At 61.4% G+C, this 13,969-nt stretch carries 13 protein-coding genes; all 13 read left to right on the top strand.

All coding sequences use genetic code 11. The features are described 5' to 3' along the window. On the top strand, window positions 1–1,279 hold a 1,279-nt coding region (locus RMO23_RS02775), incomplete at its 5' end, for an AMP-binding protein (RefSeq protein WP_309678571.1). A 259-nt stretch (window positions 1,280–1,538) separates the two neighbouring features. Then, a complete protein-coding gene (locus tag RMO23_RS02770; protein WP_309678572.1) occupies window positions 1,539–2,738 on the top strand; it encodes a branched-chain amino acid ABC transporter substrate-binding protein in 1,200 nt (399 codons plus the stop codon). A gap of 141 nt (window positions 2,739–2,879) precedes the next feature. Further along, window positions 2,880–3,833 (top strand): branched-chain amino acid ABC transporter permease, encoded by a 954-nt coding sequence (locus RMO23_RS02765; protein WP_309678570.1) that lies wholly within the window; start codon window positions 2,880–2,882, stop codon window positions 3,831–3,833. Between the two features lie 9 nt (window positions 3,834–3,842). Next, window positions 3,843–5,135, top strand: coding sequence for a branched-chain amino acid ABC transporter permease (locus tag RMO23_RS02760; protein ID WP_309678569.1), 1,293 nt, complete (start codon window positions 3,843–3,845; stop codon window positions 5,133–5,135). A gap of 80 nt (window positions 5,136–5,215) precedes the next feature. Then, complete coding sequence (locus RMO23_RS02755) at window positions 5,216–5,992, top strand: ABC transporter ATP-binding protein (RefSeq protein ID WP_309678568.1); 777 nt, start codon at window positions 5,216–5,218, stop codon at window positions 5,990–5,992. A 2-nt stretch (window positions 5,993–5,994) separates the two neighbouring features. Beyond that, complete coding sequence (locus RMO23_RS02750; RefSeq protein ID WP_309678567.1) at window positions 5,995–6,690, top strand: ABC transporter ATP-binding protein; 696 nt, start codon at window positions 5,995–5,997, stop codon at window positions 6,688–6,690. Window positions 6,691–6,868: 178 nt separating this feature from the next. Next, on the top strand, window positions 6,869–8,968 hold the full coding sequence (locus tag RMO23_RS02745) for a 3-hydroxyacyl-CoA dehydrogenase NAD-binding domain-containing protein (protein ID WP_309678566.1): 2,100 nt from the start codon (window positions 6,869–6,871) through the stop codon (window positions 8,966–8,968). Window positions 8,969–9,013: 45 nt separating this feature from the next. Further along, window positions 9,014–10,189 (top strand): acetyl-CoA C-acyltransferase, encoded by a 1,176-nt coding sequence (locus tag RMO23_RS02740; protein WP_309678565.1) that lies wholly within the window; start codon window positions 9,014–9,016, stop codon window positions 10,187–10,189. Between the two features lie 33 nt (window positions 10,190–10,222). Continuing rightward, window positions 10,223–10,654: a PaaI family thioesterase gene (locus RMO23_RS02735; protein ID WP_309678564.1), complete on the top strand. Its 432-nt coding sequence runs from the start codon at window positions 10,223–10,225 to the stop codon at window positions 10,652–10,654. A 24-nt stretch (window positions 10,655–10,678) separates the two neighbouring features. Then, the gene (locus RMO23_RS02730) at window positions 10,679–12,535 is read left to right on the top strand and encodes an acyl-CoA dehydrogenase (protein ID WP_309678563.1); all 1,857 of its coding nucleotides are present in this window, start codon (window positions 10,679–10,681) and stop codon (window positions 12,533–12,535) included. Further along, the gene (locus RMO23_RS02725; RefSeq protein WP_309678562.1) at window positions 12,535–12,765 is read left to right on the top strand and encodes a hypothetical protein; all 231 of its coding nucleotides are present in this window, start codon (window positions 12,535–12,537) and stop codon (window positions 12,763–12,765) included. The genes RMO23_RS02730 and RMO23_RS02725 overlap by 1 nt, the downstream gene beginning before the upstream one ends. Beyond that, entirely contained in the window at window positions 12,762–13,058 is a 297-nt protein-coding gene (locus RMO23_RS02720; RefSeq protein WP_309678561.1) for a Dabb family protein, read from the top strand. The genes RMO23_RS02725 and RMO23_RS02720 overlap by 4 nt, the downstream gene beginning before the upstream one ends. Continuing rightward, complete coding sequence (locus RMO23_RS02715) at window positions 13,055–13,846, top strand: SDR family oxidoreductase (RefSeq protein ID WP_309678560.1); 792 nt, start codon at window positions 13,055–13,057, stop codon at window positions 13,844–13,846. The genes RMO23_RS02720 and RMO23_RS02715 overlap by 4 nt, the downstream gene beginning before the upstream one ends. The last annotated feature ends 123 nt before the right edge of the window (window positions 13,847–13,969 follow it).

Here is a 13,969-nt window from a genome sequence, read left to right as displayed (position 1 = left end):
TGACCTGAGCTTTCTGCCGCTGGTGCAGGCCGTGCACGGCCGTTGCCCCAGCATCAAGCACTACATCGCGCTGTGCGACGCCGACAAGCTGCCCGCTGACTCCGGCGTTCCCAACCTGCAAAGCTACGAAAGCTGGGTGGGGGCGCAATCGGCCAGCTATGCCTGGCCCAGCTTTGACGAAAACACCGCATCGAGCATGTGCTATACCAGCGGCACCACGGGCAACCCCAAGGCGGCGCTGTACAGCCACCGCTCCAGCATCCTGCATGCCTACGCGGCGGCCTTGCCCGACGTGATGTGCATGTCGGCGCGCGACGCGATTTTGCCGGTGGTGCCGATGTTTCACGTCAACGCCTGGGGCATTCCGTACTCGGCGGCGCTGACGGGCGCCAAGCTGGTGTTCCCCGGCCCGGCGCTGGATGGCAAATCGGTCTACGAGCTGATCGAGGGGGAAAAGGTCACTTACGCGGCGGGCGTGCCCACCGTGTGGCAAATGATGCTGGGCCACATGAAGCCTGCCGGCCTGAAGTTTTCCACCCTGCGCCGAACGGTGATTGGCGGCTCGGCCTGTCCGCCGGCCATGATCAAGGCCTTCAATGATGATTATGGCGTCGAGGTGCTGCATGCCTGGGGCATGACCGAGATGAGTCCGCTGGGCACGCTGTGCACCCTCAAGAACAAGCACGATGGCCTGCCTGCAGACGAAAAAATGAAGATTCGCCTCAAGCAGGGGCGGGCGATTTACGGCGTTGACATGAAGATCGTGGATGAGGCAGGCAAGGAGCTGCCGTGGGACGGCAAGACCTATGGCGACCTGCATGTCAAGGGCCCATGGGTGGTGCGCGAATACTTCAAGGGCGAAGGCGGCGACCCGCTGGTGGACGGCTGGTTCCCGACCGGTGACGTGGCCACGATTGACGCGGACGGCTATATGCAGATCACCGATCGCAGCAAGGACGTGATCAAGTCCGGCGGCGAGTGGATCAGCTCGATTGACGTTGAAAACATTGCGGTGGCGCATCCGGCCGTGGCCATGGCGGCCTGCATTGGCGTGGCGCACCCCAAGTGGGATGAGCGGCCCATCATTGCCGTGGTCAAAAGGCCGGGCATGGACGTCACGCGTGAAGAACTCATCAAGTTCTACGAGGGCAAGACGGCGAAATGGCAAATCCCCGATGACGTGGTGTTTGTCGAGGCGATTCCGCTGGGCGCGACCGGAAAGATCCTGAAGACCAAACTTCGCGAACTGCTCAAGGACTACCAGCTGCCTCAGTCCTGAGTCATTCACCCAGTCACGCGGGAGACATTGGCTAGGGCATTCCCTGACGCAGTGCAGCATGGTTTGCCCTAACCTTTGCCGGGTTGCAGTTCAGTTGATTTGCCCGTTCACTATTTTCAGGAGACAAGGGATGACAAGCCAGACATATTTTGCGCGCCGCAAGCTGGGTATGGCGGTGGCCGCCTCGGCCTTGCTGTACACCGGCATGGCGCTGGCCCAGGCGCCTGCCAGGCCCGCGGCAGCACCGGCCAAGGCCGCCATGGCTGCGCCCGCAGCGGGCGCCGCCGTCAACCTGAACCAGACCGTCAAAATTGCCTGGTTAGACCCCTTGTCCGGCCTGATGGCTGCCGTGGGCACCAATCAGCTCAAGGGCTTTCAGTTTCTGGCCGAGCGCTTCAGCCAGAAGAACAAGGCCGGCGTGAAGTTCGAGATCATCGGCATCGACAACAAGCTGAGCCCGCAGGAAACCACCAACGCGCTCAAGTCGGCGATTGACCAGGGCGCGCGCTACGTGGTGCAGGGCAACGGTTCCGGTCCGGCGCTGGCCATCATCGATGCGCTGTCCAAGTACAACGAGCGCAATCCGGGCAAGGAGGTGTTGTTTCTCAACTATGCCGCGGTGGACCCAGACCTGACCAACAGCAAGTGCGACTACTGGCACTTCCGCCTCGATGCCGATACCTCCATGAAAATGGAAGCGCTGACCGCCTTCATGAAGGACCAGGCCGACATCAAGAAGGTCTACCTGATCAACCAGAATTATTCGCACGGCCAGCAGGTGGCCAAGTTTGCCAAGGCCAATCTGGGCAGCAAGCGTCCTGACATCCAGATCGTGGGCGAAGACCTGCACCCGCTGGCCCAGGTGCGCGATTTCGCACCCTACATCGCCAAGATCAAGCAGTCCGGCGCCGACACCGTGATCACCGGCAACTGGGGCTCCGACCTGACCCTGCTGATCAAGGCCGCGAACGAAGCAGGCCTGAACAACGTCAAGTTCTACACCTACTACGCGGGTGTGACCGGAACGCCAACCGCCATGGGCGCCGCGTCAGCGGGCCGGGTTTACATGGTGGCTTACAACCACCTCAACATGGGCGGTGAAATTCAGCAGATCCAGGTGGACTACCGCAAGAAGTTCAACGATGACTTCTACACCGGTGCGATTTACCATGCGTTCACCATCCTCTCTGAAGGCATGGCGCAGGCGAAATCCACCGAACCCGCCCTGGTGGCCAAGGCCATGGAAGGCATGCGCTTCAAGAGTTTCAACGGCGATGTGGAAATGCGCAAGACCGATCACCAGCTGCAGCAGGGGCTGTACATTGACCGCTGGGAAAAAGCCGGTGGCAAATACAGCTATGACGCCGAAGGCTCTGGCTATACCTTTGTTCCGGTGAAATACTACGAGCCCTACGTGGCCAGCACGCCCACCTCGTGCCAGATGAAGCGCCCCTCGTAATGCACTGACACTGACCACGTTGAGCTTTCAAGGCGCAAGGCCCGACCAGTCCTCGGGCCTTTTTTTATGCGGGCTTGCGCTTGCAGGCAGGCATTCCGGTTATGCAGTTGTCCAACCATTCTTAGCGTCAGGCACGCCTCCATGAATCTGGAATTTTTCACGATCTCGCTGCTCAATGGCCTGAGCTATGGACTGCTGCTGATCATTCTCAGCTCCGGCCTGACGCTGATTTTCAGCATGATGGGCGTGCTTAATTTTGCCCACGCTTCCTTTTACATGGTAGGCGCCTACATTGCCTACAGCACCTCGCAGGTGATCGGCTTTTGGTGGTCGCTCCTGGTGGCGCCCCTGCTGGTGTTTGTGATCGGGGCAGCGTTCGAGCGCTTCTGCCTGCGCCGGGTCCACAAGTTTGGGCATGTGCCCGAGCTGCTGATCACCTTTGGCCTGTCTTACCTGTTGCTGGAGCTGGTGCAGCTGGTCTGGGGGCGTTCTGCCGTCAACTACGTGCTGCCCAGCGGATTGCAGGGGCCTTTGTTCACGGTTTTTGGCACCAACTTCCCGAAATCGCGCGCCTTCATCATGCTGATTTCGATGCTGATGCTGCTCAGCATCTGGCTGCTGCTGACGCGCACCCGCATTGGCCTGGTGATTCAGGCGGCGCTGACGCACCCGGAAACGGTCGAGTCGCTGGGCCACAACGTGCCGCGTGTCTTCATGCTGGTGTTTGGCGGCGGCGCGGCGCTGGCCGGTCTGGCGGGTGTGATTGGCGGCAATACCTTTGTCACCGAGCCCGCGATGGCCGGCTCGGTCGGGGCAATTATTTTTGTGGTGGTGGTGGTCGGTGGCATGGGCTCGCTGACCGGGGCGTTTCTGGCTTCGCTGCTGATTGGCCTGATCCAGACTTTTGCGGTGGCCATGGACCAGTCGCTGATGACCTTGCTGGCGCAGTTCAAGTATTCCGTCACGCCCGAAACCTTTGGCTACCCGCTGCTCAAGCTCACGATTTCCCAGGTGGCCCCCATCCTGCCGTTTCTGTTTCTGGTGCTGATCCTGATCTTCCGGCCCAAAGGCCTGCTCGGCACGCGGGAAGGGTAAGGCCAGATCATGTCAAGCCAGTTCCACCAATTCCAACCCTACAACATCGGCCGCTGGCTGATCTGGACGCTTTACGCGCTGCTGCTGTTGGCCGCGCCGCTGATGTTCAAAAGCAGCCTGTCGCTCACCATGCTGTCGCAGGCCGGTTACCTGGTCATCATCTGCCTGAGCTACAACATCCTGCTGGGGCAGGGCGGCATGCTCAGTTTCGGCCATGCGGTCTATGCGGGCCTGGGTTCCTTCTTGGCGGTTCATGCGATGAACCTGGCCGCCCGCGGTGTTTTTTACATTCCCCTGCCGTTCATTCCCTTGGTCGGCGGTTTGTCAGGACTGTTTTTTGCTGCGCTGCTGGGCTACGTGACGACCAAAAAGGCTGGCACCACCTTTGCCATGATCACGCTGGGCGTGGGCGAACTGGTGTTTGCCATGTCGCTGATGTTTCCCGAGTTTTTTGGCGGCGAGGGCGGCATCACCACCAACCGGGCCTACGGCAAGCCGGTATGGGGCATCAGCTTCGGGCCGCAGATTCAGGTGTATTACCTGATCGCGGTGTATTGCTTTATTTGCACCGCCGCCATGTTTGCCTTCACCCGAACGCCGCTGGGCCGGATTCTGAACGCCGTGCGTGACAACCCCGAGCGGGTTGAATTCATCGGTTACAACACCCAGCGGGTGCGCTATTACGCCTTCATCATTGCCGGCTTCTTTGCCGGTATTGGCGGCGGCCTGGCCGCCATCAACTCCGAAATCGTCACGGCTGAAGTGGTCAGCGGTGTGCGCTCCGGCAGCCTGCTGCTGTTTACCTTTCTCGGCGGCGCCACCTTCTTTTTTGGCCCCATCATAGGCGCGGCCTTGCTGGTGCTGGCGCTGATTCTGCTGTCAGAGCTGTCCATGGCCTGGCTGCTGTATGTGGGCCTGATTTTCCTGTTCATGGTGATGTACGCGCCGGGCGGCCTGGCCAGCCTGATCATGATGAACCTGCGCGTGGCCGCTTTCGGCAAGCTCAGGCAGCTGTGGGTGTCTTACCTGGGGCTGGCAGTGACGGCGCTGGTGACGCTGGCCGGCGCGGCCGCCATGGTGGAAATGATTTACCACCTGCAGCTCAACGCGGCCCTGGGCGCCGAACTCGGCTTCATGGGCATCCGGCTCAATGCCTTGAGCCTCAACAGCTGGTTTGGAGCGGGCTTTGTGCTGGTGACGGGGCTGGGCCTGTTTGAGCTGACCCGCAGGCAGTTTTTGTTGCAATGGGGCCAAATCCAGAATGAGATTGAAAAAGAGATCAAGCGAAGGGAGTCGCTATGAATGCCAGCGAACGCAGCGAAGGGCCGCCCCGAGCAAGTTCGGCCCCCCCGGGGGGCAGCGCATTACACGGCGTGAGAAGCGTGGGGGCCCCATACTCGCTTGAGCTGAAAGACCTTCGCAAGAGCTTTGGCAAGACCGAAATCATTCGCGGCGCCAATCTGGCCGTCAAGCCAGGCGAGCGCGTGGCCATCATCGGCCCCAACGGCGCTGGCAAATCGACGCTGTTCAATTTGATCAGCGGTCGCTTTGAACCCAGTAGCGGCGAAGTGCTGCTCAATGGCCAGCGCATTGACGGCAAAAAGCCGTTTGAAATCAACCGCATGGGCCTGTCGCGCAGTTTTCAGATCACCAATATTTTCCCCAAGCTCAGCGTGTTTGAAAACCTGCGCTGCGGCGTGCTCTGGAGCCTGGGCTACAAATATACTTTTCTGAAGTTTCTGGCCGACCTGGACGATGCCAATGAACGGGCCGAAGCGTTGATGCGCATGATCAAGCTCGACAAGAAAAAAGACGTGCTGGCCACCAACCTGACTTATGCCGAACAGCGCGCGCTGGAGATCGGCATCACCATTGCGGGCGGCGCCAGCGTGATCTTGCTCGACGAACCGACCGCCGGCATGAGCCGCTCCGAAACCAGTCGCTTCATCAGCCTCATCAAGGAAGTCACCGTGGGTAAAACCCTGTTGACGGTGGAGCATGACATGGGCGTCGTGTTTGGCCTGGCCGACAAAATTGCCGTGGTGGTGTATGGCGAAGTCATTGCCTACGATCACCCCGAAGCCGTGCGGGCCGACCAGCGGGTGCAGGAAGCCTACCTTGGTTCCTCGGTCGCCGATGCCCAGGCGGGAGGCCACTGACCATGTTGCACATCAACAATCTTCACGCCTTCTACGGCAAAAGCCACGTCTTGCACGGTGTTTCGTTTGACGTGCATCCCGGCGAGATCGTCGCCTTGCTGGGCCGCAATGGCTCGGGCCGCTCCACCACCGCCAAGGCCATCATGGGCCTGGTCGATTGCCAGGGTTCCATCCGCTGGAAGGAGGGTGAAATCGTGGGTAAAAAGGCCTACCAGATTGCCCATCTGGGCATTGGCTATGTGCCCGAAAACCGCGATATCTTCCCCAAGCTCACGGTACAGCAAAACCTGTTGCTGGGGCAAAAAGGCGCGGGCAAGAAATCGCGCTGGACCTTCAACGACATGTACACCATGTTTCCGCGCCTGCTGGAGCGCCAGCACACCGAGGCCGGCGTGCTGTCGGGTGGCGAGCAGCAAATGCTGACGCTGTGCCGCACCCTGATGGGTGACCCCGACCTGATCATCATTGACGAGCCGACCGAAGGCCTGGCGCCGAAAATCGTGGAGCTGGTGGGCCAGTACCTGCAAACGCTGAAGGCCAAGGGCATCTCGGTGCTGCTGATAGAGCAAAAGCTGACCATTGCCATGGCGATTTCCGACCGGGCGCTGGTCATGGGGCATGGCAGCATCGTGTTTCAGGGCACGCCCGACAGCCTGCGGGCCGACGCCTACACCCGCAAGGAATGGCTGGAAGTGTAAAAAAGTTGCCGGCTTGTCACCGTAGGGACAAGCCGGCGCTGATTGCCCTTGTGCTGTCCTCAGGACTCTCTACAATCAGAAAAGAACGGTCGTACTATTTTGCCGGTGGATGCACACTCATGCGTTCCGGTCGACAACACTGAAACTTCAACCCTGAACCTTCAAGGAAAGAACCTCAATGACAACCCATTACGAAGTCCACGGCACGGTCGCAGTGATCACCCTGAGCAACCCGCCCGTCAATGGCCTGGGCCATGCCACCCGCTTGAGCCTGACCGACAACCTGCAACAGGCCAATGCCGATGCGGCCGTCAAGTCCATCGTGATTACCGGCGCCGGCAAGGCGTTTTCGGGCGGCGCCGACATCAAGGAATTTGGCACGCCCAAGGCGCTGTCCGAGCCCAATCTGCACAGCGTGATCCGCACCATTGAAAACTCCGCCAAGCCGGTGGTGGCCGCGATTCATTCGGTCTGCATGGGCGGCGGGCTGGAACTGGCACTCGGTTGCCACTACCGCATTGCGGCACCCGGTTGCAGTGTGGCACTGCCTGAAGTCAAACTCGGCCTGCTGCCGGGTGCAGGCGGCACCCAGCGCCTGCCGCGCGCGGTCGGCGTCGAGGTGGCGCTGAACATGATTGTCAGTGGCGAGCCCGTCAAGAGCGAGCTGCTGGCCATGATTCCGGGCCAGAAACTGTTTGACAAAATGGCCAGCTCGCCCGAGGCACTGGCCGACGAGGCGCTGGCCTTTGCCCAGTCGATTGCCGACACGCGGCCGATTCCGCTGGTGCGCAACCTGCCTTGCAAGCACCGCAACGGCGACGCCTATTTCGGTTTTGCCCGCAACATGGTCAAGGGCATGGCCAAGAACTTTCCGGCGCCGCTGAAATGCGTGGACGCGGTGGAAGCCGCCACCCAGCGCAAGTTTGAAGACGGCCTGCTGTTTGAGCGCGAGCTGTTCATCAACCTGATGTGGACGACCGAGAGCCGCGCACTGCGCCATATTTTCATGGCCGAGCGCGCCGCCTCCAAGATTCCTGACGTGCCGGAAGACACGCCAAAACGCGAGATCAAGTCGGTGGCCGTGATTGGCGCCGGCACCATGGGCGGCGGCATCTCAATGAATTTTTTGAACGCTGGCATTCCGGTCAAGATGTTGGAGATGAAGCAGGAAGCGCTGGACCGCGGCATGGCCACCATTCGCAAAAACTACGAAGCCCAGGTCAAAAAGGGCAAGCTCAAGCAGGACAAGTACGAGCAGCGCATGAGCCTGCTGAGCACCACGCTGAGCTACGACGACCTGAAAGACACCGACATGGTGATCGAGGCCGTGTTTGAGGAAATGGGCGTCAAGGAAAAAGTCTTTACCGAACTGGACCGCGTGATGAAACCCGGCGCAATTCTCGCCTCCAACACCTCGACCCTGGACATGAACCAGATTGCCGCCTTCACCCAGCGGCCGCAGGACGTCATTGGCACCCACTTTTTCAGCCCCGCCAACATCATGAAGCTGCTCGAAGTGGTGCGCGGCGAAAAAACCGGCAAGGACGTGCTGGCCACCGTGATGGCGCTGGGCAAAAAGATCAAGAAAACGGCCGTCGTGTCAGGCGTGTGCGACGGCTTCATCGGCAACCGCATGATCGAGCAGTACGGCCGCCAGGGTGGTTTTTTGCTCGACGAAGGCTGCACCCCCGCGCAGGTGGACAAGGCGATTGAGAGGTTTGGTTTTGCCATGGGTCCGTTCCGCATGGGCGACCTGGCCGGCAACGACATCGGCTGGGCGATTCGCAAGCGCCGTTATACCGAAAAACCCGACATGAAGTACAGCAAGACCGCCGATCTGCTGTGCGAGAAAGGCCGCTTTGGCCAGAAAACCGGCGCCGGCTGGTACGACTACGTGCCCGGCAAGCGCGATGCGATTCCCAATGCCGAAGTGGTGCAGATGATCGAAGCGCACCGGGCCTCGCTGGGCATCACGCCGCGCAAGATTTCTGACGAGGAAATCGTGCAGCGCCTGGTCTATGCGCTGGTCAATGAGGCCGCCCACATTCTGGAAGAGGGCATTGCTTCGAAGGCCAGCGATATCGACATGGTCTACCTGATGGGCTACGGTTTCCCCATCTACCGCGGCGGCCCCATGCTGTATGCCGATCAGGTGGGGCTGTTCAACGTGGTCCAGAGCATGCACCGCTTTGCGCAGAATCCGCTGGACGATGCCAATTTCTGGAAGCCCGCTCCCTTGCTGGCCAGGCTCGCCGCCGAAGGCAAAACCTTCAACTGATTCGCCCATCAAGGCCCAAGCAACCCCCCAATTCCGGAGATTTTCATGACCTCAGCTGTAATTGTTTCCACCGCCCGCACGCCCCTGGCCAAAAGCTGGAAGGGTTCCTTCAACATGACGCACGGCGCCACCCTGGGCGGCCATGCGGTTGAACACGCCATCAAGCGCGCCGGCATTGAAGCCGCCGAAGTCGATGACGTGATCATCGGCTGCGCCACGCCTGAAGGCGCCACCGGCGCCAACATTGCGCGCCAGATTGCGCTGCGCGCCGGCTGCCCGGTCACGGTGTCGGGTCTGACGGTGAACCGCTTTTGCTCTTCGGGCCTGCAGGCCATTGCGCTGGCGGCGCAGCGCGTGATCGCCCATGAAGCCGACATTTATGTGGCCGGCGGCGTCGAGAGCATTTCCTGCGTGCAGCAGGAGATGAACACCCACATGCTGCGTGAAGACTGGCTGGCCAAGAACAAGCCCGAGATTTACTGGAACATGCTGCAGACCGCCGAGCAGGTGGCCAAGCGCTACGAGATCTCCCGTGACCGCATGGACGAGTACGGCGCCATGAGCCAGCAGAAAGCCACCGCTGCCTTGGCCGCAGGCCTGTACGAGGCCGAAATCGCACCGATTACCGTCACCATGGGCGTCGCTGATCCGTTGATGGGCCTGAGCACCAAACAGGTGACCGTCAGCAACGACGAAGGCATACGCGCCGGCACGACCAAGGAGGGCATCAGCGGCATCAAGCCGGCCATTCCCGGTGGCGTGATTGCAGCCGGCAACGCCAGCCAGTTCTCGGACGGCGGCGGCGCCGTGGTGGTGATGGACGAAACCGTGGCCGAGAAAAAAGGCCTGAGGCCGCTGGGCCGTTTCCTCGGCTTTGCGGTGGCTGGCTGCGAGCCCGATGAGATGGGCATAGGCCCGGTATTCGCCATTCCAAAGGTGCTGGCCAAGCTGGGCCTGAAGGTCAGCGACATCGACCTGTGGGAACTCAACGAAGCGTTTGCCGTGCAGGTGCTGTACTGCGCCGACAAGCTCGGCATCCCGATGGACAAGCTCAACGTCAATGGCGGCGCGATTGCCGTCGGTCACCCCTACGGTGTCACGGGCCAGCGCCTGACCGGCCATGCGCTGATCGAAGGCAAGCGCCGCGGCGCCAAGCGCGTCTGCGTGACCATGTGCATAGGTGGCGGCATGGGTGCTGCGGGTGTTTTTGAAGTCCTTTAAGCCCTTCAAGTTTTTTAACGACCTGCAAACACCATGAACGAAACCCTGCTCCTTCAGAAAGGGCGGGCGTTTCTGGCCCTGCAGCCTTTCAGCGTGCGGATTGGTGCCGAGCTGCATGCGCTGGCGCCCGGCCATTGCGAGTTGCAGATCCCGGTCACCGGCAGCATTCTTCAGCAAAACGGCTTTGTGCACGGCGGCGTGGTCAGTTACGCGGCTGACAACGCACTGACCTACGCCGGCGGTTCTGTGCTGGGCTTTGCGGTGGTGACCTCTGAATTCAAGATCAACTATGTCCGGCCCGCCATTGGGCAGCGGCTGATCGCGCGGGCCGAGGCGGTGTATGCTGGCAAAACCCAGGCGGTCTGCCGCTGTGACGTTTTTGTGCAGCTGGACGGCGAGGAAAAACTCTGCGCCGTGGCCCAGGGCACGATCAACCTGCTGCCGGCCAGGGACGCATCGAAATAACCCTTTTGGAAGTCACCCCGCACCATGAGCCTCAGGCCCACCCTTGATTTCCTGCTTTACGACTGGCTCCAGGCCGAATCGCTGAACCAGCGCGGCCGCTTTGCCGATCACTCGCGCGAAACCTTTGACGCGGTGTTCGACACCTGCGAGCGCATTGCGCGCGAGAAATACGCACCGTTCAACCGCACGGTCGATACGCAGGAACCGCATTTTGATGGCGAGAAGGTGATCCTGCCGCAGGCGACGCATGAGGCGCAAAAGGCCTATGCGGCCTCGGGCATGCTTAGCGCCGCGCAAGACTACGCCATGGGCGGCATGCAGCTGCCCTACACGGTGGAAGCGGCCGCCAACGCCTTTTTTGCCATGGCGTCGGTCAGCATAGGCTCAGGGCTGCTGACCACCGGCAATGCCAATTTGCTGATGGTGCACGGCACCGACGCGCAAAAAGAGGTGTTTGCCAAGAACGAATTTTCGGGGCGCTTTTCGGGCACCATGTGCCTGTCGGAGCCGCAGGCGGGCTCGTCGCTGAGCGATGTGACGACCCGCGCCGTGCCGGATGGCGAGGGTTTTGAAAGCGACCCGCTAGGCCCACGCTATCGCCTCAAGGGCAACAAGATGTGGATTTCGGCCGGCGAGCATGAGCTGACCGACAACATCATTCACCTGGTGCTGGCCAAGATACCGGGGCCTGACGGCAAGCTGATTGCGGGAACGCGCGGCATCTCGCTGTTCATCGTGCCCAAAAAGCTCGTTGATGAACAGGGTGAGCTGACCGGCGTGCGCAACGACGTGGCGCTGGCGGGCCTGAACCACAAACTGGGCTGGCGCGGCACCACCAACACCCTGCTCAATTTTGGCGAAGGCAAGTATCCGGTGAAGGGCGAGGCGGGCGCCGTCGGCTACCTGGTGGGTCAGCCGCACGAAGGCCTGCGCTGCATGTTCCACATGATGAACGAGGCGCGCATTGGCGTCGGCATGGCCGCCACCATGCTGGGCATGGCCGGCTATTACGCCAGCCTGGACTACGCCAAAAACCGGCCGCAGGGCCGGCCCATCGGCGGAGGATCAAAAAACGGCACAGGTGCCGTGGGCAAGGATGCGACCCAGCCGCAAATCCGCATCATCGAGCACGCCGATGTCAAACGCATGCTGCTGGCGCAAAAGGCCTACTGCGAGGGCGCGCTGGCGCTCGAGCTGTACTGCGCCCGGCTGGTCGATGAACACCATACCGGCGAGGCCCAGGCCGCCGACGATGCGCGCCTGCTGCTGGAGGTGCTGACGCCGATTGCCAAAAGCTGGCCGAGCGAATGGTGTCTGGAGGCCAACTCACTGGCGATTCAGGTGCACGGTGGCTATGGCTACACGCGTGATTTTCCAGTCGAGCAGTACTGGCGCGACAACCGGCTCAACATGATTCACGAGGGCACCCACGGCATCCAGGCGCTGGACCTGCTGGGCCGCAAGGTGCTGATGGAAGGGGGCAGGGGGCTGCAGCTGCTGGCGGCGCTAATCAACACCACCGTCGAGCGCGCCATCCAGCGGCCTGAGCTGGCCGCCCATGCCAATGCGCTGGCCCAGGCGCTGCAGCGGGTCGGCAGCGCCACCAAGGCGGCCTGGGCCACCGGCCAGCCGGGCGACGCGCTGGCCAATGCGGTGCCTTACATGCAGGCCTTTGGCCACACCGTGCTGGCCTGGATCTGGCTTGATGTGGCGCTCGCTGCGCTAAAGCGGGATGCTACAAAAACAATAGCTGCAACCACAGGTAAATTGGGGGCCGCACGCTATTTTTACCACTATGAGCTGCCCAAGGTGGCGGCCTGGCTGAAGGTCGTTGAAAACCGCGACCTGACCTGCGCCGACTTGCCCGAGGAGGCGTTTTAATGGCTTTTTTCAAACCCTCGTCCGAGCCCGCTTCGAATAAAACCGTGGCCCGCCTGCAGGCCCTGATCTGGGTGCTGATCTACGGCGGGTTGCTGACGCTGGTGCTGGGTCTGTCGGTCCAGCGCACCGACGACGCCATCGGCTGGTCGCTGGTGGTCGGCGGCGGCGTGGTGGCGGCAGCCGGCTTTGTGCTGATTTATGTACGTTCAAAAATCAAGGTGGGACCATGATCAAACATATCGTGATGTGGAAGCTTAAAAATGCCGATGACGCGCCGCATTTCAAGGCGCAACTCGACAGCTGCAGCCAGCTGGTGCCGGGCATGCTGGCGTTTGAAGTCGCCATCCGGACAGCCGGGCTGGAAGCCAGCTGCGATGTTGTGCTTTACTCGGTATTCGAGGACAGCCCAGCCCTGGCCGCCTACCAGAATCACCCCCATCACCAGCACGTCAGCAGTGGCCTGGGCGCCCTGCGCGAGAGCCGCAGCGTGCTGGATTACGAAACTACAGGAGACACCGCATGACCCGTACCATCCAGCAACTGTTTGACCTCAAAGGCAAAACCGCTCTCGTCACCGGCGGCTCGCGCGGCTTGGGCCTGCAGCTGGCGCAGGCGCTCGGCGAAGCGGGCGCCAAAGTCATGCTGAGCTCGCGCAAGGCCGAAGACCTGATCGAAGCCGCCGCCGAGCTGAAGGCCGCCGGCATCGACGTCGACTGGATCGCCGCCGACTGCGCCAGGGAAGCCGACATCCGGGCCCTGGCCGACGAGACCATCAAGCGCTTCGGCCATGTCGATATTCTGGTCAACAACGCCGGTGCCGCCTGGGGCGCGCCGGCCGAAGACCACCCGGTCGAGGCCTGGGACAAGGTCATGAACCTCAATATCCGCGGCTACTTCATCCTGAGCCAGCACATCGCCAAGCACAGCATGATTGCGCGCAAATCCGGTCGCATCATCAATGTGGCCTCGATTGCCGGGCTGGGCGGCAACCCGCGCGAAATGACCACCGTGGCCTACAACACCTCCAAGGGCGCGGTCGTCAATTTCACGCGCGCGCTGGGCTGCGAATGGGGCGCCTACAACATCACCGTCAACGCCATCTGCCCCGGCTTCTTCCCGAGCAAGATGACGCAGGGCACGCTGAAGGCCATGGGCGAAGAAAAGCTCGCCGCCCACGCGCCGCTGGGCCGCCTGGGCGATGACGAAGACCTCAAGGGCCTGTGCGTGCTGTATGCGTCGGACGCAGGCAAGCACATCACTGGGCAATGGCTGGCCGTTGATGGCGGCGTATCAGTAGTCACCGGCGGCTAGATTGGAATTTGCCATGAACTTCGGCGCAGAAATCCCGTTTGTCACGCATCTCGGCTTTGCGCTGGAGCGGTTTGAAGGCGGTGAATCGGCCATTGGCTACGCGCCAGCGCCCGAGCACCTGAA

The sequence above is a fragment of the Polaromonas sp. genome (assembly GCF_031411155.1).
Classification (GTDB): domain Bacteria; phylum Pseudomonadota; class Gammaproteobacteria; order Burkholderiales; family Burkholderiaceae_C; genus Polaromonas.
This window is presented reverse-complemented; position numbering and strand designations above follow the sequence as displayed.